At 74.5% G+C, this 21586-nt stretch carries 18 protein-coding genes; 13 read left to right on the top strand and 5 right to left on the bottom strand.

The genetic code is table 11. The annotated features are described in order from the left end of the window. Positions 1 to 45: 45 nt before the first annotated feature. Entirely contained in the window at positions 46 to 612 is a 567-nt protein-coding gene (locus GA0070622_RS22155; protein WP_091583745.1) for an adenine phosphoribosyltransferase, read from the top strand. Between the two features lie 252 nt (positions 613 to 864). Further along, positions 865 to 3303, top strand: coding sequence for a RelA/SpoT family protein (locus GA0070622_RS22150; RefSeq protein WP_172967999.1), 2439 nt, complete (start codon positions 865 to 867; stop codon positions 3301 to 3303). A gap of 73 nt (positions 3304 to 3376) precedes the next feature. On the opposite strand, the gene GA0070622_RS22145 is transcribed toward GA0070622_RS22150, so the two are convergent. Together GA0070622_RS22145 and GA0070622_RS22140 are read right to left on the bottom strand one after the other, a co-directional pair. Then, positions 3377 to 4213, bottom strand: a complete 837-nt coding sequence (locus GA0070622_RS22145) for a peptidylprolyl isomerase (protein ID WP_091578121.1) — start codon at positions 4211 to 4213, stop codon at positions 3377 to 3379. A 73-nt stretch (positions 4214 to 4286) separates the two neighbouring features. Next, positions 4287 to 5156: a peptidylprolyl isomerase gene (locus GA0070622_RS22140; RefSeq protein WP_091578119.1), complete on the bottom strand. Its 870-nt coding sequence runs from the start codon at positions 5154 to 5156 to the stop codon at positions 4287 to 4289. Positions 5157 to 5413: 257 nt separating this feature from the next. Between GA0070622_RS22140 and GA0070622_RS22135 the strand changes: the two genes are divergently transcribed. Genes GA0070622_RS22135 through GA0070622_RS22125 form a run of 3 tightly spaced genes read left to right on the top strand, consistent with a single transcriptional unit; the run spans position 5414 to position 8495 of the window. Beyond that, positions 5414 to 6127: an MBL fold metallo-hydrolase gene (locus GA0070622_RS22135; RefSeq protein WP_091578116.1), complete on the top strand. Its 714-nt coding sequence runs from the start codon at positions 5414 to 5416 to the stop codon at positions 6125 to 6127. Positions 6128 to 6167: 40 nt separating this feature from the next. Beyond that, positions 6168 to 7508, top strand: coding sequence for a histidine--tRNA ligase (hisS, locus tag GA0070622_RS22130; RefSeq protein WP_091578114.1), 1341 nt, complete (start codon positions 6168 to 6170; stop codon positions 7506 to 7508). Positions 7509 to 7559: 51 nt separating this feature from the next. Next, positions 7560 to 8495, top strand: coding sequence for an acyl-ACP desaturase (locus tag GA0070622_RS22125; RefSeq protein WP_091578111.1), 936 nt, complete (start codon positions 7560 to 7562; stop codon positions 8493 to 8495). Between the two features lie 156 nt (positions 8496 to 8651). Here GA0070622_RS22125 and GA0070622_RS22120 read toward each other — a convergent pair whose 3' ends face one another. After that, positions 8652 to 9161 (bottom strand): PaaI family thioesterase, encoded by a 510-nt coding sequence (locus GA0070622_RS22120; protein WP_091578108.1) that lies wholly within the window; start codon positions 9159 to 9161, stop codon positions 8652 to 8654. Between the two features lie 56 nt (positions 9162 to 9217). Here GA0070622_RS22120 and GA0070622_RS22115 point away from each other — a divergent pair, with 56 nt between their 5' ends. Continuing rightward, positions 9218 to 9691 carry a winged helix-turn-helix transcriptional regulator gene (locus GA0070622_RS22115; protein WP_091578105.1) on the top strand — a complete coding sequence of 158 codons (474 nt, stop codon included), beginning with the start codon at positions 9218 to 9220 and terminating at the stop codon, positions 9689 to 9691. 211 nt (positions 9692 to 9902) lie between these two features. After that, positions 9903 to 10952, top strand: a complete 1050-nt coding sequence (locus GA0070622_RS22110; protein WP_091578102.1) for a S1 family peptidase — start codon at positions 9903 to 9905, stop codon at positions 10950 to 10952. A 73-nt stretch (positions 10953 to 11025) separates the two neighbouring features. On the opposite strand, the gene GA0070622_RS22105 is transcribed toward GA0070622_RS22110, so the two are convergent. Beyond that, positions 11026 to 11694, bottom strand: a complete 669-nt coding sequence (locus GA0070622_RS22105) for a DUF998 domain-containing protein (RefSeq protein WP_245666732.1) — start codon at positions 11692 to 11694, stop codon at positions 11026 to 11028. 146 nt (positions 11695 to 11840) lie between these two features. Between GA0070622_RS22105 and aspS the strand changes: the two genes are divergently transcribed. The 4 genes from aspS to GA0070622_RS22085 all read left to right on the top strand — a co-directional run bounded on the left by aspS (position 11841) and on the right by GA0070622_RS22085 (position 16559). Continuing rightward, entirely contained in the window at positions 11841 to 13646 is a 1806-nt protein-coding gene (aspS, locus tag GA0070622_RS22100) for an aspartate--tRNA ligase (RefSeq protein WP_091578100.1), read from the top strand. Positions 13647 to 13709: 63 nt separating this feature from the next. Next, complete coding sequence (locus GA0070622_RS22095; protein ID WP_091578097.1) at positions 13710 to 14519, top strand: sugar nucleotide-binding protein; 810 nt, start codon at positions 13710 to 13712, stop codon at positions 14517 to 14519. 61 nt (positions 14520 to 14580) lie between these two features. Continuing rightward, complete coding sequence (locus tag GA0070622_RS22090; RefSeq protein WP_091578094.1) at positions 14581 to 15195, top strand: ArsR/SmtB family transcription factor; 615 nt, start codon at positions 14581 to 14583, stop codon at positions 15193 to 15195. Next, positions 15192 to 16559 (top strand): MFS transporter, encoded by a 1368-nt coding sequence (locus GA0070622_RS22085; RefSeq protein WP_091578092.1) that lies wholly within the window; start codon positions 15192 to 15194, stop codon positions 16557 to 16559. Before GA0070622_RS22090 ends, GA0070622_RS22085 begins: the two co-directional genes overlap by 4 nt. A gap of 152 nt (positions 16560 to 16711) precedes the next feature. On the opposite strand, the gene GA0070622_RS22080 is transcribed toward GA0070622_RS22085, so the two are convergent. After that, positions 16712 to 17452 (bottom strand): GNAT family N-acetyltransferase, encoded by a 741-nt coding sequence (locus tag GA0070622_RS22080; protein WP_091578089.1) that lies wholly within the window; start codon positions 17450 to 17452, stop codon positions 16712 to 16714. A gap of 113 nt (positions 17453 to 17565) precedes the next feature. Between GA0070622_RS22080 and GA0070622_RS22075 the strand changes: the two genes are divergently transcribed. After that, positions 17566 to 17778, top strand: coding sequence for a hypothetical protein (locus GA0070622_RS22075; protein ID WP_091578088.1), 213 nt, complete (start codon positions 17566 to 17568; stop codon positions 17776 to 17778). Positions 17779 to 17852: 74 nt separating this feature from the next. Next, positions 17853 to 19343: a replication-associated recombination protein A gene (locus GA0070622_RS22070; protein WP_091578085.1), complete on the top strand. Its 1491-nt coding sequence runs from the start codon at positions 17853 to 17855 to the stop codon at positions 19341 to 19343. Positions 19344 to 21586 lie beyond the last annotated feature (2243 nt).

The raw sequence follows: 21586 nt of genomic DNA, 5'->3' as shown, positions 1-21586 counted from the left end.
GCATGACGGACGCCGTCGTCGTTTCGAGAGGACATGGGACGCACCGTGACGGAGACCCACACCGCCGGCGTACGGGGAGACAGCGGCCCGGAGGTCGCCCAGCTGGTCGCGAGCCGGCTGCTCGACGTGCCGGACTTCCCCAAGCCGGGGGTCATGTTCAAGGACCTGATGCCGCTCTTCGCCGACGGCGTCGCGTTCCGCGAGGTGATCGACGGGATCATCGCCTACCACGGGCCGGACTCGTTCGACACCGTCGCCGGGATCGAGGCGCGCGGGTTCGTGCTGGCGGCGGCCGTCGCGTACGCCACCGGGGTCGGTGTGGTGCCGGTGCGCAAGGCCGGCAAGCTGCCCCGCGCGACCCACTCCGCCTCCTACGCGCTGGAGTACGGCGAGGCGACGCTGGAGGTGCACCAGGACGCGTTCACCGCCGGGCACCGGGTGCTGGTGCTCGACGACGTGCTGGCCACCGGCGGCACCGCCGAGGCCACCCTCGACCTGGTCGAGCGGGCCGGCGGCACGGTCTCCGGTTTCACCGTCCTGCTGGAGCTGGGCTTCCTCAAGGGCCGCGAACGGCTCGCCCCGCGTCCGGTCCATGCCCTGTTGACCGTTTGACCCGCCGGCCGGTCGGCGCGACCGGCTCGGACCGTCCGGCGGAGCGGCGGCGTACCCTGCGTACGGGTAGCATTGCCCTTTGCCTGACCGGGCGGGCGACCGTCCGGGGCGGCGAGCCGCCGGGGCCCGGCCCCGGTGACCGGCGCGGAACAACACCGACCCCCGGGTCGGTTGAACCAGACGTCGGCCGCACGGCCGACGCATCCCCGGCGAGCGGTGAGGAGGCCGGTGTCCCACGATGTCGTCCCTCCGGTGGAGGGCACGGTGCACCCGACAGGCGACGCGGACGGCTCGGTGACCGAGCGCAGCGGCAACCCTCCGGCCCGGGCGACCGGCGCCACCGGGGGCGTGCCCGACGCGACGGCCGACGGCGGCGCGGTCGTGGTGCCGTTCCCGACCGACGACCCCTCGACCAGCGGCGGGTTCGCCCTCTCCAACGCGCCGACCGGCCGTCGGGTACGCGCCCGGCTGGCCCGGTTCAACGCGCCCTGGCAGACTTCGCAGGTCAGCGAGGTGCTGGAGCCGCTGATCTCCACCCACCGGGACGCCCACCCCAAGGCCGACGCCCGGCTGCTGCAGCGCGCCTTCGACACGGCCGCGCGCTGGCACTCGGGTCAGTACCGCAAGTCCGGCGACCCGTACATCACCCACCCGCTCGCCGTGGCGACCATCCTGGCCAACCTGGGCATGGACACCACGACGCTGGTCGCGGCGTTGCTGCACGACACGATCGAGGACACCGAATACACGCTCGACGCGATGCGGGCCGACTTCGGCGGTGAGGTCGCGCTGCTGGTCGACGGCGTCACCAAGCTCGACAAGGTCAAGCTGGGCGACGCGGCCAAGGCGGAGACGATCCGCAAGATGGTCGTGGCCATGGCGAAGGACCCGCGGGTCCTGGTGATCAAGCTGGCCGACCGGCTGCACAACATGCGGACGCTGACCTTCCTGCCCCGCCCCAAGCAGGAGCAGAAGGCCAAGGAGACGCTGGAGATCCTCGCCCCGCTGGCGCACCGCCTCGGTATGAACACGATCAAGTGGGAGCTGGAGGATCTGGCCTTCGGCACGCTGTTCCCGAAGCGGTTCGAGGAGATCAACCGGCTGATCGGGGAGCACCAGCCGCAGCGCGAGGCGCTGCTGCGCCAGGTGACCCAGAAGGTGTCGACCGACCTGAAGGCCGCCAAGATCAAGGCGGAGACCACCGGCCGGCCGAAGCACCTCTACTCGATCTACCAGAAGATGATCGTGCGGGGGCGCGACTTCAACGACATCTACGACCTGGTGGGTGTGCGGATCCTGGTCGACACGGTGCGCGACTGCTACGCGGCGCTGGGGGTCATCCACGCCAACTGGCAGCCGGTGCCGGGCCGGTTCAAGGACTACATCGCCATGCCCAAGTTCAACATGTACCAGTCGTTGCACACGACGGTCATCGGTCCCACCGGCAAGCCGGTGGAGATGCAGATCCGCACCTACGCGATGCACCGCACCGCCGAGTTCGGCATCGCCGCGCACTGGAAGTACAAGGAGCACAAGGGCACCCCGGTGGTGGGCCCGCCGGCGCACATCGACGAGATGACCTGGCTGCGGCAGCTGCTGGACTGGCAGCGCGAGGCCGCCGACCCGAGCGAGTTCCTGGACGCGCTGCGCTTCGACCTGTCCAGCCAGGAGGTGTACGTCTTCACCCCCAAGGGTGACGTCATCCCGCTGCCGACCGGGTCGACGCCTGTCGACTTCGCGTACGCGGTGCACACCGAGGTCGGGCACAAGTGCATCGGGGCGCGGGTCAACGGCAAGCTGGTGCCGCTGGAGTCGACGCTGTCCAACGGCGACGTGATCGAGATCTTCACGTCGAAGTCCGACACGGCCGGCCCGACGCAGGACTGGCTGGGCTTCGTCAAGAGCCCGCGCGCCCGCACCAAGATCCGCCAGTACTTCAACAAGGAGCGGCGCGAGGAGGCGATCGAGGCCGGCAAGGACGCGATCGTCAAGGCGATGCGCAAGCAGGGCATGCCGTTGCAGCGGATGCTCACCTCGGACGCGTTGATGGCGATCGCCCGGGACCTGCACCTGGCCGACGTGGCCTCGCTCTACGCGGCGGTCGGCGACAGCCAGGTCTCCGCGCAGTCGGTGGTGCAGAAGCTGATGGCCTCCTACGGCGGCGAGGAAGGCGCGGCGGAGGACATCGCCGAGACCGCCGTCGCCACCCGGCCGCCGCGCAGCCGGCAGAGCAGCGCCGACCCGGGCGTGGTGGTCCGCGGCGTCAGCGACGTCTGGATCAAGCTGGCCCGGTGCTGCACACCGGTTCCGCCGGACTCGGTGTTCGGCTTCGTCACCCGCTCCGGCGGGGTCAGCGTGCACCGCGACGACTGCGCCAACGCCGAGGACCTGCGCGCCCAGCCCGAGCGGGTGGTCGAGGTGAGCTGGAAGCTCACCTCCGCCTCCACGTTCCTGGTCGCCATCCAGGTGGAGGCGCTGGACCGGCACAAGCTGCTCGCCGACGTCACCCGGGTGCTCTCCGAGGAGCGGGTGAACATCCTCTCCGCCACCGTCACCACCACCCGGGACCGGGTGGCGGTCAGCCGGTTCAGCTTCGAGATGGCCGACCCGAAGCACCTCGGGCACCTGCTCGCCGCGGTGCGCAAGGTCGACGGCGTCTTCGACGCGTACCGGGTCACCTCGGGGGCCTGAGCCGCCCACCCCGCACGCGGAAGCGCCCGCCGGCTGATCCCAGCCGGCGGGCGCTTCGTCGTCGCGCGGGTGCTCAGCCCTGGATCGGGCTCAGGCTCACCTTCGTCATCACGAGCTCCTTCTTCGGGTGACCGCCGCCGGCCTGCTGGGCGAACGCGCCGTCGTCGCCGGCCGCCGCGACCTGCTTCACCACGTCCATCCCGCCGGTGATCGTGCCCAGCACCGTGTAGTTCGGGTCGAGCTGCGAGTCGCCGTACACGATGAAGAACTGGCTGCCGGTGCTGCCCGGCTGGCCGGAGTTGGCCATCGCGATCACGCCCTGCGGGTACGGCGGGCGCTTGTCGGTGGGGAGGTTCTCCTCGGCCAGGTTGTAGCCCGGCCCGCCGGTGCCGTCGGTGTCCCGCCAGCCCTTGCCCGTCGCGCTCGGGTCGCCGCACTGGAGCACCTGGATGCCCTGGGTCACCAGGCGGTGGCACTTGGTGTTGTCGAAGAAGCCCTTGCTGGCCAGGTGGGTGAAGCTGCCCGCGGTGCAGGGCACCTTGGCGCGGTCCAGCTTGGCGGTGATCGGGCCCAGGTTCGTGTCGATCGTCATCGTCTGGCTGCCCTTGGCCGCCTGCTCCGCCGGCGGCAGCCCGACGTCCTTGATCTGCGCCGGCCGGCCCTCCTTCGGCACCTCGGTGTAGGCGCACTGGACGAAGCCGGCGGCGGTGCCGCCCTGCTTGTCGTCGTCATCGTCGCCGAGCGAGGTGGCGAGCCAGACGGTGCCGGCCACGACGAGCACCAGCACGGCCGCGGCGCCGACGATCGCCTGCGTCTGCCGGCGCTTGCGGGCCTTACCGGCCCGCTCGGCCATCTCCCGTTCGAGCCGGGCCCGCGCCGCCGCGCGCTGGCGGTCTCTCGTGGACGTCACGGTCTCTCCTCACCTGCTGGGTATCGGGGGACGGCGCCGCGCGCCGTCGAGTCATGGGTGGGTCAGCGTCGGCTCAACCGGCGCTGGGGCTGCTCGCCGGCGCGCTGGACGCGGCCGGCGCGGCGTTCGGGTCGCCGACGGTGAGGCTCTGGATCACCACGTCCGTCTTCGGCTTGACCTTCGCGCCGCTGCCATTGTCCACGGTCGGGAGCGCGCCGATCTTCTCCACCACGTCGAGGCCGCCGGTGACCCTGCCGACCACGCTGTAGTCCGGCTTGGCCGGGTTGAAGTCCTTGAAGAAGATCAGGAACTGGCTGCCGTTGGTGCCGGGCGGGTTGCCGATCATGGCGACCGTGCCCTTCGGGTACGCGGGCGGCTGCCCCGGCGCCGGCGAGGCCGACGGGCTGGGCTCCGGCGCGGAGGGGACGTTCTCGTTGTAGAACGAGTAGGTCGGGCCGCCGATCCCGGTGCCGCTCGGGTCGCCGCAGCGCAGCGCGCCCTCGGTGGTGATCTCGTGGCAGTTGGTGCCGTTGTAGAACGACCGGCTGGCCAGGTGGGCGAGGCTCGCCGCGCCGCACGGGGCGTCGGCCAGGTCCAGGCCGACGGTGATCGGCCCACCCTGGTTGGTGGTGATCGTCATCGACCGCGTGCCCTCGGTGGGCAGGTCCTTGGTGGCGGGCGTGCCGACGTCCTTGAGGTTGGTGTTCGCCGCGCCGTCCTGCGGGGTCCAGAGGCAGACGTCCTCGGCGGTCGGCTTCTCCGGATCGGAGTCGAACGCGCCGAGCGCCCAGGCCGAGCCGGCCACGATCAGCGCGAGCACCACCGCGGCGCCGACGCCGGCCTGGATCTGCCGGCGGCGCTTCGCGACCGCGGCCCGCCGGGCGAGCTGCCGGTCGAGCTTGGCCCGCGCCAGTTTGCGCTGCCGGTCCCTACTGGAAGCCACCGGTGCTCCCCTTCCTCTGCCTGATCTGCCGGCGTCGCCGACGCCGCCCGCCGTCCCGGTCGGGGTGCGCCACGCCACACGCCCGCCAGAGTGTACGGGTACCGACTGTGAATGTGGTGTACGAGGTCCCGCCTGCGTTTATCGGAAGGTGTCACTGGGACTGTTGGGGCAGGCGGGTCCGGTGGCGGGCGAAACCCGCTCGCCGGTGCGACTAGGCTGCTGGGCGAGGACGACGACCGGACGGAAAGGGGACGGACGTGCTCGTGGCCGGCTTTCCCGCGGACGCCTTCGGCACCAACTGCTATGTGGTGGCGACCGCTCCGGGGGAGCAGTGCGTGGTGGTCGATCCCGGCATCGGGGTGCTCGACCGGCTCGACGAGGTGCTCGCCGAGCACCGCCTGCACCCGGCCGCCGTGCTGCTCACCCACGGGCACCTGGACCACACCTTCTCGGTCGCGCCGGTCTGCGGGGCGCGCGGCATCGCCGCCTACGTCCACCCGGAGGACCGGGAGCTGCTGGCCGACCCGTCCAAGGCGCTCTCGATGGACCTCACCGCGCTCTTCGGCGGTCGCCTGCCCTACGCCGAGCCCGACGACGTGGCCGAGCTGACCGACGGCGCGACCCTGTCGCTGGCCGGGTTGGAGATCACCGTCGACCACGCCCCCGGCCATACCGGCGGGTCGGTGCTGTTCCGGATGCCCGGCGCCGGCTCGCCCTGGGAGGCCGACGAGATCTGCCTCTCCGGTGACGTGCTCTTCGCCGGCTCGATCGGGCGCACCGACCTGCCGGGCGGCAGCATGCCCCGCATGCTGGCCAGCCTCCGGGAGAAGGTCCTCCCGCTGGCCGACGACACCGTCGTCCTGCCCGGCCACGGTCCCGCGACCACCATCGGCCGCGAGCGCGCGACCAACCCCTACCTCGTCGAGGTGGCGGGGTCCGCGCGCCCGGCCGCGCCCACCCGAGGCCTCTAGACCGCACCCGCGCCCCGCGCGGGTTTCCAAGGAGTACGTCATGAGCAAGCCCACGCCCATCTCCGGCTTCCCCGAGTGGACGCCGGCCCAGCGGATGATCGAGCAGTTCGTGCTCGACCGGATCCGCGCCACGTTCGAGCTGTACGGCTTCGCGCCGCTGGAGACCCGCTCGGTGGAGCCACTCGACCAGCTCCTGCGCAAGGGGGAGACCTCCAAGGAGGTCTACCTGCTGCGCCGGTTGCAGGCCGACGCCGACGGGCCGGCCGGCGACGACGCGCTCGGCCTGCACTTCGACCTGACCGTGCCGTTCGCCCGCTACGTGCTGGAGAACGCCGGCAAGCTGCAGTTCCCGTTCCGGCGCTACCAGATCCAGAAGGTGTGGCGGGGGGAGCGGCCGCAGGAGGGCCGCTACCGGGAGTTCCTCCAGGCCGACATCGACATCGTCGACCGGGACACACTGCCGGCGCACTACGAGGCCGAGATGCCACTGGTGATCGGTGACGCGCTGCGGTCGCTGCCCATCCCGCCGGTGCGGATCCAGGTCAACAACCGCAAGATCTGCGAGGGCTTCTACCGGGGCATCGGGCTGACCGACCCGGAGGCGACGCTGCGCGCCGTGGACAAGCTCGACAAGCTCGGCCCGGCGAAGGTGGCCGATCTGCTGGCCGAGACCGCCGGGGCGAGCGAGGCCCAGGCCAAGGCGTGCCTCGCGCTCGCCGAGATCTCCGCGCCGGACGCCTCGTTCGCCGACGCGGTCCGCGCCCTCGGGGTGAGCGATCCCCTGCTCGACGAGGGCATCGCGGAGTTGACCGCGGTGGTGGAGACCGCCGCCGCGCACGCGCCCGGCCTCTGCGTCGCCGACCTGCGCATCGCCCGGGGCCTGGACTACTACACCGGCACGGTCTACGAGACGCAGATGATCGGCTACGAGCGGTTCGGCTCGATCTGCTCCGGCGGCCGCTACGACAACCTGGCCAGTGCGGGCAGTGTGCGGTTCCCCGGGGTGGGCATCTCGATCGGGGTGACCCGGATGCTCGGCCTGCTCTTCGGCGCCGAGGCGCTGTCGGTGTCCCGCTCGGTGCCGACGTGCGTGCTGGTCGCGGTCACCGCCGAGGAGGATCGGGCGGCCAGCGACGCGGTCGCGGCGGCGCTGCGGTCCCGGGGCGTGCCCACCGAGGTGTCGCCGTCCGCGGCGAAGTTCGGCAAGCAGATCCGGTACGCCGAGCGGCGGGGCATCCCGTACGTCTGGTTCCCCGGCGCGGACGGCGACGAGGTGAAGGACATCCGTTCCGGCGAGCAGGTGGCCGCGGCGGCGGGCGAGTGGACGCCGCCCCGGGCGGACCTCAAACCGCTGGTCGGTCCGGCCGGCACTGGCGCCTGAGGACGTTTGGACCTACGGTGGCGTAAGTTACGCCACCGTAGGGAGAACGTCGTGTCCGTGCTCAGCCAGACCGCCCTGCTCACCGAACTGGAGCCGGTGGTCGAGAAGAACCTCGACCGCCACCTGTCGCTGGCCAAGGAATGGTTCCCGCACGAGTACGTGCCGTGGAGCGACGGGCGCACCTTCGACGGCCCGCTCGGCGGGGAGCCCTGGTCGGAGGCCGACTCGACGATGTCCGAGGTGGCCCGCACCGCGCTGATCGTCAACCTGCTCACCGAGGACAACCTGCCCTCCTACCACCACGAGATCGCCACGCTCTTCGGGCGCGACGGCGCGTGGGGCACCTGGGTGCACCGGTGGACCGCCGAGGAGGGGCGGCACGGCACCGCCATCCGGGACTACCTCACGGTGACCCGGGCGGTGGACCCGGTGGCGCTGGAGCGGGCGCGGATGGTGCACATGTCCGCCGGCTACCGCAACACCCACGACGACGAGGTGCTGCACTCGCTGGCATACGTGTCGTTCCAGGAACTCGCCACCCGCATCTCGCACCGCAACACCGGCCGGGCCACCGGCGACCCCGCCTGCGAGGCGCTGCTGGCCCGGGTGGCGGCGGACGAGAACCTGCACATGGTCTTCTACCGCAATCTGCTCGGCGCCGCGTTCGAGCTGGCGCCGAGCCAGGCCATGCGGGCGGTGGCCGACGTGCTGGCCGACTTCCAGATGCCCGGGGTCGGCATCGACGGCTTCGCCCGCAAGTCGGTGGCGATCGCGCTGGCCGGCATCTACGACCTGCGGCAGCACCGGGACGAGGTGGTGGTGCCGGTGCTGCGCCAGTGGAACCTGTTCGACGTCACCGGCCTGGACGCCGACGGCGAGACCGCCCGCGACCAGATCGCCGCCCACCTGGACACCCTGGAGACCCAGGCGTCCCGCTTCGAGGAGCGCCGCGCCGCCCGCGCCTCCCGCCTCACCACCCCCCGCTGACCACCCCACCCCACCCCACCCCACCCCACCCCACCCCACCCCACCCATCCCTCACCCTCACCCCTCGGCGATCTTGCAGTTGCTGCCCGGGCAAAAGCCGTGGATCAGGCGTTCCGTGGGCCGAAAGTGCAAGATCGCGGGGCGGGGCGGGGCGGGTCAGGCGGGCTGGTCGAGGGGGAAGAGGAGGCAGGTGGAGGTGGCGTGGGCGACGAGGCGGTCGGCGGGGTCCGTCAGGCGGGCCTCGGCCAGGGCGGTGCGGCGACCGCGTTGCAGCACGGTGCCCTCGCAGCGCAGCGTGCCGCTGTCCACGGTGACCGGGCGCAGGAACTTCACGTTGAGGTCGAGCGAGGTGTAGCCGACGCCGGCCGGCAGCGTGGTGTGCACGGCACAGCCGGCGGCGGTGTCCAGCAGCGTGGAGAGGACCCCGCCGTGCACGGTGCCGAGCGGGTTGTAGTGGAACTCCTGCGGCAGCAGCTCGACCACGACCCGGCCCTCGTCGGCCTCCATCCGGGCCATGTCGATGAGGTGCATGACCGGCGGCGCGGCCAGCTCGCCGGCGATCATCGCGCGCAGCAGCTCCAGGCCGCCGCGCCGGCCGACGTGGGCGGCCCCGGCGACCGGGTCGGACCAGGTGAACGTACGGCTGCGCTCCTGCGTCTGTGTCATGGACCCAGCGTCGCAGCGCGTTGCTGAGTCTGTCAATCAGACCTAGCCTGGTCGACATGAGACCCGCGGCACTGGACTGGTCGGTGGAGAACTGCACCATCGCGCGCGCCATGGAGATCCTCGGCGAGCGGTGGACCGTGGTCGTGCTCCGCGAGGTGTTCAGCGGCGTGCGCCGCTTCGACGACATGCGGGTGCGCACCGGCATCCCGCGTCAGGTGCTGACCAACCGCCTGTCGATGCTGGTGGAACGGGGCGTGCTGCGCCGGGAGCCGTACCGGGAGCCGGGCAGCCGGCCGCGGCAGGAGTACCGGCTCACCGAGATGGGACTGGACCTGTGGCCGGTGCTGGTCGCGGTGCTCGGCTGGGGTGACCGCCACCTGGCCGACCCCGAGGGCGCGCCGCTGACCGTGGCGCACCGCGACTGCGGCGCCGAGGTCCGGGTCGCGTTGCGGTGCGCCGACGGGCACGACGTGACCGATCCCCGGGAGGTACTGCCCCGCCCCGGCCCGGGGGCGCGCCGTCGCGCCTGACCGCCCTGAGCGGCTCTGACACTCCATGACGATGTTGTTGCCGCGCCGTTACATCGGGGTCCGGTGCGAATCCGGGCAAAGTCATGTCTTGCTTACGATCTTAAATATGTGAATACTTTGGTCAGCCCGGACGGTTTCCCCAGGTCGCCCGGGTTGTCCTCGGGCGCTTCCCCATGACAGCGCCCGTTCACCCCCATTCGGAGGTTGTTACATGCGACCCACGAGGTCCACGCTCCGTCGCGCCGCCGCCGTCGCCCTGGCCGGCACCCTGGCCACCGGCTCCCTGCTCGGCGCGCCCGCCCAGGCCGCGCCCTCGCCCCTCTCGCCGGACGCCGCCGCGACCCTCGTCGAGAAGCTCGGCGACCGGGCCGCCGGCGCGTACGGCGACGCCAGCGGCAAGATGGTCGTCACGGTGACCGACGCCGCCGCCGCCCGCCAGGTGCACGCCGCCGGCGCCACCCCGAAGCTGGTCACCCGCGGCGCCAAGCAGCTCAGGGCCGCCACCAGCGAGCTGGAGCGCTCCGCCAAGATCCCGGGCACCGCCTGGTGGACCGACGCGGCGACCAACCAGGTCGTCGTCTCCGTCGACAGCACCGTCACCGGCGCCAAGCTGGCGCGGGTCAAGGCCGCCGCCGCCCGCACCGGCGGCGCGGTCCGGATCGAGGCCGAGGCCGGCACGCTCAGCACCCGGATCTCCGGCGGCCAGGCCATCTACGCCGGGGGTGGGGGCCGCTGCTCGCTCGGGTTCAACGTCCGCAGCGGCTCGACCTACTACTTCCTCACCGCGGGCCACTGCACCAACATCTCGTCGAGCTGGTACAGCAACTCCTCGCAGACCAGCCTGCTCGGCACCCGCGCCGGGACGAGCTTCCCGGGCAACGACTACGGCATCGTCCGGCACAGCAACTCGGGCAACGCCGCCGGCAACGTCTACCTCTACAACGGCAGCTACCGCGACATCACCGGCGCCGGCAACGCCTACGTGGGCCAGAGCGTGCAGCGCTCCGGCAGCACCACCGGCCTGCGCAGCGGCTCGGTCAACGCCACCAACGCGACGGTCAACTACGCCGAGGGTTCGGTCTACGGCCTGATCCGGACCAACGTCTGCGCCGAGCCCGGCGACAGCGGCGGCTCCCTCTTCTCGGGCAGCACCGCGCTCGGCCTCACCTCCGGCGGCAGCGGGAACTGCCGCACCGGTGGTACCACCTACTTCCAGCCGGTCACCGAGGCGCTCAGCGTCTACGGCGTGAGCGTCTTCTGATCGAGACCCCACGGACGGGCCGCCGGGTGACCGGCGGCCCGTTCCGCGTTCCCGACCGGGTCGGTGACGCGGGTCAACCACCTGCTCCCGGCCGACCCGGAGGGACCGGCGCGGGGGCGGATGTCGTGGCCGCCCGGCGGGCCGACAGGACCGCGGCCAGCGGCCAGAGCGCGACGGCCAGGGCCGCCACCCGCTCGGCCAGCCCGGTCCGCGAGCCGCCGGTCACCTCCATCACGAACCAGCCGAACAGCACCAGCAGGACCGCGGTCACGGTCAGCGCCACCGGCCGGCGGAACGCCCACGGGGGCGTGCCGGTGGGCGAGGCGGCCACCTCCCGGCGCACGGCGCGCGGCAGGCGCAGGGCCGAGCCGGCGGGCCAGAGCGACAGCGCGAGCACCGCGACCGTGGCCACCACACCGTGCGCCGGCGAGCCGCCCACCTCGGGGCGGGGGAACGCGAGCAACCCGACGGTGGCCGTGCCGCCGAGCGCGAGCAGGAACCGACTGGCCAGCCCGGCGGCGTGCAGCACCGCGGCGGTGGCGACGTAGGCGACGCCGAGCAGCACCAGGACGCCCCCCATCAGCCAGGGGTCGGTCGCCCCCTCGCCGGCCAGCTCGCTGATCGTGTCCCGCACCGGGTCGTAATCCGGGGGCTGGCGGGCGCCGGCGACCGTCCATCCCGTCACCAGCATCGCGGGCGCGGCCGCCGCGACGGCCACGGCCCAGCTCGGTACGGCACGCACCCGGCCACGGTAACCGTCCGCCCGGGTCACGGCCCGGCTTTGCCACACCCCCGGGCCGGGCCGCTCCGACGGGTGCCCGGGAGCCGGCCGGTCCGCCCTGACAGAATGCGGGAAGCAGTCGTGGACCAGATGAGGAGACGCCAGCCGTGATCCGTACCCACAATGCCGGAAGCCTGCGCGCCGCGGACGCCGGCTCGACGGTGACGCTCGCCGGGTGGGTGGCCCGCCGGCGCGACCACGGCGGTGTCATCTTCGTCGACCTGCGCGACGCCTCCGGCGTCGTGCAGGTGGTCTTCCGCGAGGAGGACGCGCACGCGCTGCGCAACGAGTTCTGCGTCAAGGTCGTCGGCGAGGTGACCCGTCGCCCCGAGGGCAACGAGAACCCGGACCTGCCGACCGGCGAGGTCGAGGTGACCGCCGCCGCGCTGGAGGTGCTCTCCGAGGCCGCGCCGCTGCCGCTGCCGGTGGACGACCAGATCGAGGCCGGCGACGACATCCGGCTCAAGTACCGCTACCTGGACCTGCGCCGGGGCGGCCCGGCCAAGGCGATGCGGCTGCGCTCGAAGGCCAACCAGCTCGCCCGCACGGTGCTGCACGAGCGGGACTTCCTGGAGATCGAGACGCCGACGCTGACCCGCTCCACCCCGGAGGGCGCGCGCGACTTCCTGGTGCCGGTGCGGCTGCAGCCGGGCAGCTGGTACGCGCTGCCGCAGTCGCCGCAGCTGTTCAAGCAGCTGCTCATGGTCGGCGGCATGGAGCGCTACTACCAGATCGCCCGCTGCTACCGCGACGAGGACTTCCGGGCCGACCGGCAGCCGGAGTTCACCCAGCTCGACATCGAGATGTCGTTCGTCACCGAGGACGACGTGATCGACCTCGGCGAGGCGATCGTCTCCTCGCTCTGGAAGGACCTGGCCGGGCACGAGATCGTTCGGCCGATCCCGCGGATCACCTGGCACGACGCGATGGCCCGCTACGGTTCCGACAAGCCGGACCTGCGCTACGGCGTGGAGCTGACCGAGCTGACCGACTACCTGCGCGGCACCGAGTTCCGGGTGTTCGCCGGCGCGATCGACGCGGGCGGCTACGTCGGCGCGGTGGTCATGCCCGGCGGCGCGAGCCAGACCCGCAAGGAGCTGGACGGCTGGCAGGACTGGGCCAAGGCGCGCGGCGCGCGCGGCCTGGCCTACGTGGTGCTGGACGCGGAGACCGGCGAGGCGCGCGGCCCGGTGGCCAAGAACCTGTCCGAGGCGCACCTGGCCGGCCTGGCCGACGCGGTCGGCGCGAAGCCCGGTGACGCGGTCTTCTTCGCCGCGAGCACGAACACCCGGGAGGCGCAGGAGCTGCTCGGCGCGGCCCGGATCGAGATCGCCAAGCGGTCGAACCTGGTCGACGAGAGCGCGTGGGCGTTCTGCTGGGTGGTCGACGCGCCGATGTTCGAGCGCACGGACGAGGGCGGCTGGACCGCGGTGCACCACCCGTTCACCTCGCCGAACGCGGAGTGGGTGGACCGCTTCGAGTCCGCGCCGGACCGGGCGTTGGCCTACGCGTACGACATCGTCTGCAACGGCAACGAGATCGGTGGTGGCTCGATCCGTATCCACCGGGGTGACGTGCAGCAGCGGGTGTTCGACCTGCTCGGCATCACGCCCGAGGAGGCGCAGGACAAGTTCGGCTTCCTGCTGGAGGCGTTCAAGTACGGCGCCCCGCCGCACGGCGGGATCGCGTTCGGTTGGGACCGGGTCTGCATGCTGCTGGCCGGCGCGGACTCGATCCGCGAGGTGATCGCGTTCCCGAAGACGCGTGGCGGCTTCGACCCGCTGACCGGCGCGCCGACCCCGATCACCGGGCAGCAGCGCGCCGAGGCCGGCATCGACGCCAAGCCGAAGGCGCCGGTCGGCCCGCACGCCGGCACCGCCGGCCCGGCCGCCCCGGTGGCCGACCCGACCTGATCCTGGCTTCGTCGAAAGGCCCGCGTCATGTGACGCGGGCCTTTTCGATCTTCAGGGGGACGGATGAACCTGCTCGTGGTGGGCGCCAGCGGCTTTCTCGGTGGCGAGGTGTGCCGGCAGGCGGTGGCCGCCGGGCACCGGGTGGTCGGCACCTACCACTCGACCGCCGTCGGGGTGCCGGGCGTCGCGCCGCGCCGGCTCGACGTGACCGACCGCGCCGCCGTGCGTGAGCTCCTGACCCGGGTACGCCCCGACGCGGTCGTGGCGACCCCCTACCGGTACGACGACTGGGCGGTCACGGCGGACGGGGCGGCCCACATCGCGGTCGCCGCCGCCGAGGTGGGCGCGCGGTTGGTGCACCTGTCCAGCGACGCGCTGCACGCGGGGCGGCCGACGGCGTACGCCGACGACGACGTGCCCACGCCGCTGCACGCGTACGGGGCGGCGAAGGCGGCGGCGGAGACGGCGGTGCGGGCGGTGGATCCGGGCGCCGCGCTGGTGCGGACGTCGCTGATCCTGGGGGAGGGGAGCAAGCAGATCCAGCTCTGCCGGGACGCGCTCGCCGGCCGGGCGACGCTCTTCACCGACGAGCTGCGCTGCCCGGTCCACGTCGCCGACCTGGCCGCCGCCGTGCTGGAGCTGGTGCCGGGCGACTACGCCGGGCTGCTGAACGTGGCCGGGCCGGACGCGGTGAGCCGTGCCGAGCTGGGAGTCCTGGTGGCGCGGCACGACGGCGTGGACGCGGGCTCACTGAGGACGACCACGATCGCGGGCGCCGGCCTGCACCGGCCGGCCGAGGTGGTGCTGGACTCCGCCCGCGCCGTCGGGCTGCTGCGGACCCGGCTGCGTGGGGTCGCCGAGCTGTACGGCTAGTTGCACACTTTCTTTGCAAGACTCTTGTGCATGTAATGTGTGCACAGATACTGTGCAACTCATGGAGGAACAGAAGAGAGAGCGGACCGAGGACCGCGCCGTGCGCATCGACCACCGGCAGGTGCGCGCCCTGGCCCAGCCGCTGCGCATGCGGCTGATCGGGGCGCTGCGGGTCAGTGGCCCCGCCACGGCCACCGCCCTCGCCGAGATGCTCGGCACCAACACCGGCGCGACCAGCTATCACCTGCGTCAGCTCGCCGAGGTGGGCCTCGTGGTCGAGGACCCGAACCTCGGCACCGGCCGGCAGCGCTACTGGCGGGCCGCGCACGACGCCACCAGCTGGGAGGCCTCCGACTTCGACGACGACCCGGACGCGCGGGCCGCCATCGAGTGGATCGAGGAGGACTACGTCCGCTTCTTCGCCCATCACGCGGAGCGCTGGTTCGCGGGGCGCCACGAGTGGTCGCCCGCCTGGCGCGACGCGTACGGCATGGGTGACTTCTTCATGCGGATCCCGGCCGCCCGGCTGGAGGCGATCAAGGCCGAGGTCTTCGCGGTCTTCGAACGCCACCGGGACGAGACCGACCCGGACGACCCCGACGCCGAGATGGTCCAGCTCTACCTGGCCGCCTTCCCGCTGAGCACGGTGCTGCCGCCGGCCGGGGAGAAGCCGTGAGCGCGCTGTCCGTACGCCAGGTCCGGTCCCGCTACCTCATCCTCTTCGGCCTGCGCTGGCTGCCCGCCGGCCTGATGATCCCGGTGATGATCCTGCTCATGCAGGAGCGCGGGCTCTCGCTGTCCCAGATCGGCCTGGTCTTCACCGCGCAGGGCCTGGTGGTGCTGGCGCTGGAGCTGCCCACCGGCGGGTTCGCCGACGCGCTCGGCCGCAAGCCGGTGCTGCTGGCCGCCTGGGTGGTCTGCCTCGCCTCGCTCGCGCTCATGGCGGTGGCCGACTCGTTCTGGATGTTCTTCCTGGTCTGGGCGTTGCAGGGTGTCTACCGGGCGCTCGACAGCGGCCCGCTGGAGTCCTGGTACGTCGACGCCACGCTGGCCGCCGACCCGGCCGCCGAGTACGAACGCGGCCTCGGCTGGGCCGGCACCGTCGTCGGCGTCGCGATCGGCGCGGGCGCGCTGCTCAGCGGTGGTCTGGTGGCGCTCGGACCGGTCGGTCCGGTCAGCGCGCTGACCCTGCCGGTGCTGGTCGCGGTCGTGCTCCAGGCGGTCTCGATCGCGGCGCTGCTGGCGTTGCTCGTCGAACGGCGACCCGCCTCCGGCCCGGCCGCGCTGCGCGCCTCGGTGGTCGAGGCGCCCCGGATGGTCGGGCAGGCCGTCGGTCTGCTGCGCCGCAACCGGGTGCTGCTGGCCCTGGTCGCGGTCGAGCTGTTCTGGGGCTTCGGGATGGTCACGTTCGAGTCGTTGCTGCCGGTCCGGCTGTCCGAGGTGGTCGGTGACGCCGACCGCGCGGCCGCGCTGCTCGGCCCCGCCGGCTCCGCGGCCTGGCTGGCCAACGCGGCCGGGGCCGCGCTCACCCCGCTCCTGCTGCGCCGCCTCGGCGCCGCGCCGGCCGCCGCGCTGATGCGGATCCTGCAGGGCGCGACGGTGGTCGGCATGGGCCTGCTGGCCGGCCCGGTCGGTGTGCTCGTGGCCTACCTGGCCTGCTACGCCGTGCACGGCGCCTCGAACCCGCTGCACCAGGGCCTGCTGCACCGGCAGGTCGACGGTCCCTACCGGACCAGCGTGCTCTCGCTGAACTCGATGATGGCCGGAGCGGCAGGAGCGCTCGGTGCGGTGGTGCTGACCGCGCTCGCCGACGCGACGAGCGTCGGGGTCGCCATGCTCGTCGGCGCGGTGGTGCTCGCCGTGGCCGCGCCGCTCTACCTGCCGGCCTGGCGCGCCGGCCGGGCCGCCGCGGACGGCCCTACCGGCCCGGTCGGCGGCCCTACCGGCCCGGATCAAGCCCTCGTCGGTCCCGGCGCGGTGGCCGGTGTGCCGACGTCGGACCGGCCGGCCGTGGCCGGCGCCGCCGACCGGCCCGCCTGACCGGCCGGGAGGTCGGTCGGCGACGACGAACCTGGTGACACGAACGACCCGGGCGGGGCGCGGGACTACGAGGCTCCCGATCCGTCCGGGTCGTCAGGTTCGTCACCACCGCACCCCCGTCCCCGGACCCGCCGCCTGGCCGCCCGGCGAGGTCAGGCCAGGTGGACCGAGGTGCGCGGCTCGGTGCCGGTGAAGCCGAGCCGGCGGTAGAGCCGGATCGCGCCGACATTGGCGGTGTAGACGCCGAGCGCCACGTGGTCGTACCGGGCGAACAGCGCCGCCGTCATCCCTGCGGTCAGCGCCGCGCCCAGCCCTCGGCCCCGGCGCCCGGGTGCTACGGTCAGGCCGGCCACGAAACCGATGTCGCCGCGGCTGCGGTCCGCGCCGCAGGCCACCAGGCGGTCACCGTCCCGGATGCCGTACCAGTCGACCACGCGCGGGTCGCCGGGCTGGGAGGTGGAGCTGGGGAACGCCTCCTCGACGAGCGCGGCGAGCGCGGGGTGGTCGGCCCCGGTGAGCCGGACCACCCGGTCCTGCGCCGGCTGCGGTGGTGGTGGCGCGGTGGTCCAGAGGAAGTCCCACTCGTCGAGGCGGGCCACCGGAAGGCGGGCGGCCACCTCGGCCGGCGCGGTCCGGGGCAGGTGCACCGACTGGCCGGCGCGCAGCGTTCCGTCGGCCCGCAGGCCGGCGAAGACCTCCAGCGCCGGCCCGGCGGCGCCGAGCGCGCCGCCCGCCGGCCCCTGTCCCGGGGGGAGCAGCCAGCCCACCGCGTCGTCGCGTCGCCAACCCCGCGCCTCCTGGTCGCGCCAGAGCGCGTGCCGGGCGTACGGATGGTGGCCGGTGGCGGCGAGCAGGGCCTCGCGCCCGGTCAGCGCCGGGTCGGCAGTGATCATGTCGTCAGCCTAGACACCCGCCCGGGCGAGCCGTTCCACGGTGGAGATTGACGAACAGACCGATCGGGTACATCCCTCGCCGACCTACTGGGAACCCCCACCGGAGGAACGACATGCTCGCCATTCTCGCGGCCATCGTGTTCGGCTTCGCGCTGCTGCTGGACTTCCTGAACACCAACTTCGGCGCGCCGGACCTGTTCAACAACTGGACCCTCAGCCTGATCGGCTTCCTGCTGCTCTCGCTCTACCTGGCCGGCGTCGGCTCCGGCCCGCGCGGTGGCGGTGGCGGCCGCTGGTACCGCGGCCGTCGTCCGGGCCGCGGCTGACCGGAAACGACCACCCGGGTCGGGTCGGCGGCGCGATTCCGGCGCCGTCGGTCCGGCCCGGTACTGTTCTCGTGATGGAATCCGACGCCCTCTTCACCCTCGGCGAGCCCGCCGGAGCGCCCGGCGCACCCGCGGGCTCCGGTGGCGTCGACGGGTTCACCGCCGCCCGGGCCGACTCCCCGCTGCCCGTCCGGATGCGGCCGGCCGGCATCGACGAACTGGTCGGGCAGGAGCACCTGCTCGCCCCCGGCGCGCCGCTGCGCCAGCTGGTCGAGGGCGCGACACCGATGTCGGTGATCCTCTGGGGCCCGCCCGGCAGCGGGAAGACCACCATCGCCCACCTCGTGGCCCGGGCCACCGACCGGCGCTTCGTGGCGATGTCCGCGCTGACCGCCGGCGTGAAGGACGTCCGCGCCGTGATCGAGACCGCCCGGCGGCAGCGCCGCTCCGGTGGCCCGCCCACGGTGCTCTTCATCGACGAGGTGCACCGGTTCAGCAAGACCCAGCAGGACTCGCTGCTCGCCGCCGTCGAGGACCGCACGGTCACGCTGCTCGCGGCGACCACCGAGAACCCCTACTTCTCAGTCATCTCGCCCCTGCTCTCCCGCTGCGTGCTGCTCACCCTCCAGGCGCTCGACGACGACGCCGTGCGCGGGCTGCTGCGTCGCGCGGTGGCCGACGAGCGCGGCCTCGGCGGCACGTTGACCCTGGCCGAGGAGGCGGAGGACCACCTCGTCCGGCTCGCCGGCGGTGACGTCCGCAAGGCGCTCACCGCGCTGGAGGCGGCGGCGGCCACCGCGACCGCGCTCGGCGCCGGCCGCATCGACCTGGCCGTGGCCGAGCAGGCGGTCGACGTGGCGGCCGTGCGCTACGACCGCGACGGCGACGCCCACTACGACGTGACCAGCGCGTTCATCAAGAGCATGCGCGGCTCGGACGTGGACGCGGCGCTGCACTGGCTGGCCCGGATGCTGGTCGCCGGCGAGGACGCCCGGTTCATCGCCCGGCGGATGGTGATCTTCGCCAGTGAGGACGTCGGGATGGCCGATCCCACCGCGCTGACGGTGGCCACCGCCGCCGCCCACGCCGTGGAATACGTCGGCCTGCCCGAGGCGCAGCTCAACCTCGCCCAGGCCGTCATCCACCTGGCCACCGCGCCGAAGTCGAACTCGGCCACCACCGCGATCGGCGCCGCCGTCGCCGACGTGCGCGCCGGGCGGGGCGGGTCGGTGCCGCGCGGGTTGCGCGACGCCCACTACTCCGGCGCCCGTGGCCTCGGGCACGGGGCCGGCTACCGCTACCCGCACGACGACCACCGGGGGGTGGTCACCCAGCAGTACGCTCCGGACGATCTCGTGGGGACGGACTACTACCGGCCCAGCGGGCACGGCGCGGAGCGGGCCGTCGCCACCCGGCTGCCGGTGCTGCGCCGGATCGTCCGGGGGTTGCCGGCACCCGCGACCCGGGCGGGGGCGGGCGCCCCGACCGGGGGCCCGGCGGGGGGCACCGAGCAGGCCAGCGGGGCGAGCGAAGGTGGCGGCGACGTCACCGAGGGGGGTCAGTAGTGATGGCGCGTGGTCCGGAGCGGCCGGCGGACGGCCCCGACGAGCGGCGCGATCCGCGGGCCAAGGGCCGCCGGTGGGGGCGCGGCCGGGCCGAGGCGGAGCCGGATCCGGCCGTCGCCGGCGAGGAGTTCGGCTGGATCGACGACCTGCGCACGGCCAAGCAGCAACGGGGCGAGCTGGGCCCGGAGGGGGAGACGCCGGCCGGTCCGGGCCCTCGGTCCGGCGCCGGCCCCGTCCCGGGACCGGGTCGGCCACCGGGCCCCGGCACCCCGCCCGCACCCGCGCCCGAGCCGGGCCGACCGCCCCGACCGGGCGCCGGTCCCGGCGCGCCCGCGCCGGCTCCGCCCGGTCCCGGCGCGGCGATGCCGCCGGCCGGACCGGGTTCGTCGTCGGGGACCGGTCCGCCGCCCCCGGCGGCCGCCCGGACCGCTCCGCCGCCCGTTCCCGGCCGGCCCCACCCGCCCGCCGCCGCTCGTCCGGACGCGCCGCCGTCGGGCCGTCCCGGCCCGAGCGTGCCGTCGGGTCGCCCGGACGCGACCGCGCCACCGGCCGGCCGTCCCGACCCGATGACGCCGCCGCCCGGCGGCCCCGGCGCGCCGATGCCTCCGACGTCCCGTCGTCCTGGCGCGCCGCCCCCCGGCGCCGGTCGTGCCGGACCCCCGGTCCCCGGCCGATCCGGTGGCGAGATGCCCACCGCCCCCGGCCGGCCCGGTGGCGAGATGCCCACCGCGCATGGTCGGCCCGGTGGCGAGATGCCCACCTCGCCCGGTCGTGCCGGCGCGGCCGTCCCGGGCGGTGGCGGCCGCCCTGGTCCGGAGACGCCCGGCGGCGGTCGCCCCGGGCCGCGTCCTCCGGTCGCGCGCCGTGACCCCGACATGGCCGGACCGGCCGCCCCGCCGGTCCGCCCGGGCGGACCCGATCCGGCCGCCCCGCGTCGCCCCGTCGACGGTCCCTGGCCCGGTGTGCCCGAGGCGCCCCGGCCGGCCGGTTCCCGGTACAGCCGGAGCACGGACGAGCCCACCGGATCGCAACCGCCGGTGGTCGGCCGTCCCGCCGGACCTCCGCCCGCCGGACGACGGGGACCCGAGCGCGCGCCGGCCGAGCCCGCGCCGGGCCGATCCCGGCCCGGGGACGGCGACGACCAGCCGGTCGCGGTGCCACCCACCCCGCGCGGCCGGCACGGCGCCGAGGCTCCCGGCGGAACCCACCCGATGCGCACCGACCCCGCGATGCCGCCCGTGCCCGGTGGACGCCGTGCGCTGCCCGACGACTCCGGCGTCCGTCCCGTGTCCGGCGCGGGTCGTCGGGCGCGGCCCGACGACGTTCCGGCCGCCACGCGACCGGTGTCCGGCGCCGGCCGTCGCGCCGCGCCGGAGGGCGCCGGCCCGAACCCGGCCGGCCCCGACCCGGCCGCCCGTGCGGCCTCCGCCGGCGCGCGGCGGGCCCGCCCGGACGATCCGACCGCCGCCGGTGGCCACCGCGCGCCGGTCGATCCGGCCGCGCGGCCCGTCTCGGGTGCCGGTCGGCGGGCCGCCGAGCCGGACCGGCCGCCCGCCGTCCCGCGCAGCGGAAACGCGCCGCAGATGCCCGGTGCTGGTCCCGCCGCCCCGGTGTCCGGCGGCCCGGCGCCCGCGCCCGGCTCCCGCCGCACCCCGGCCGGCGGCCGGCGCGCCGCGCCCGACCCGGTCGACGCCGCCGACCGCTCCGGTTCCGTCCCCGCCGCACCGGGTCGGGCCGCCCGCGACGAGAACGGCGGGCCGCGACCGCAGCGGCCGGAGCGCCCCGCCGACTGGCTGCGGCAGGCCGGTCGCACGCCGCACACCGACCCCGCCATGCCGGCCGCCCGTCGTCCGGCCGGCGCGCCGCCGGACGGGCCGGGTGCCCGTGCCGGCGCTACCGACCGCGCTCCGGGCGCCCGTGCCGGGGCAGCCGTGCCGCCGGCCCGCACCGAGCAGCCCGGCCCGGCCGCGCCGCCCGTCCGACCCGAACAGGCCGGTCCCGTCCGGGGCGCCGCCCGCGCCGGCGCGCCGCCGACGGCCGGTGGCGGGCCGGGCCGTCCGGGCGTCGCCCCGGCCGCCGGTGACCGCGCGGGTCGTCCCGGCGCCCCGCCGGTGGGTGACCGCGCGGGTCGTCCCGGCGCGCCACCGGTGAGTGACCGCCCGGGTGCCCCGACCGGTCCCGGCATGCCGCCGGGCGCCGGCGACCGCACCGCCGGCGGCCCGGGTCGTCCCGTGGGGCCGGGC

The organism is Micromonospora sediminicola, from assembly GCF_900089585.1.
GTDB lineage: Bacteria > Actinomycetota > Actinomycetes > Mycobacteriales > Micromonosporaceae > Micromonospora > Micromonospora sediminicola.
Note: the sequence above shows the minus strand (reverse complement) of the source record. Positions and strands in the feature narration are given on the sequence as shown.

Excerpts from the sequence above, each read along its gene's own strand:
- GA0070622_RS22090 (WP_091578094.1), top strand. The coding sequence starts at position 14,581 with ATGGAGGAACAGAAGAGAGAGCGGACCGAGGACCGCGCCGTGCGCATC.
- GA0070622_RS22095 (WP_091578097.1), top strand. The coding sequence starts at position 13,710 with ATGAACCTGCTCGTGGTGGGCGCCAGCGGCTTTCTCGGTGGCGAGGTG.
- GA0070622_RS22080 (WP_091578089.1), bottom strand. The coding sequence starts at position 17,452 with ATGATCACTGCCGACCCGGCGCTGACCGGGCGCGAGGCCCTGCTCGCC.
- GA0070622_RS22115 (WP_091578105.1), top strand. The coding sequence starts at position 9,218 with ATGAGACCCGCGGCACTGGACTGGTCGGTGGAGAACTGCACCATCGCG.
- hisS (WP_091578114.1), top strand. The coding sequence starts at position 6,168 with ATGAGCAAGCCCACGCCCATCTCCGGCTTCCCCGAGTGGACGCCGGCC.
- GA0070622_RS22070 (WP_091578085.1), top strand. The coding sequence starts at position 17,853 with ATGGAATCCGACGCCCTCTTCACCCTCGGCGAGCCCGCCGGAGCGCCC.
- GA0070622_RS22110 (WP_091578102.1), top strand. The coding sequence starts at position 9,903 with ATGCGACCCACGAGGTCCACGCTCCGTCGCGCCGCCGCCGTCGCCCTG.
- GA0070622_RS22120 (WP_091578108.1), bottom strand. The coding sequence starts at position 9,161 with ATGACACAGACGCAGGAGCGCAGCCGTACGTTCACCTGGTCCGACCCG.
- GA0070622_RS22075 (WP_091578088.1), top strand. The coding sequence starts at position 17,566 with ATGCTCGCCATTCTCGCGGCCATCGTGTTCGGCTTCGCGCTGCTGCTG.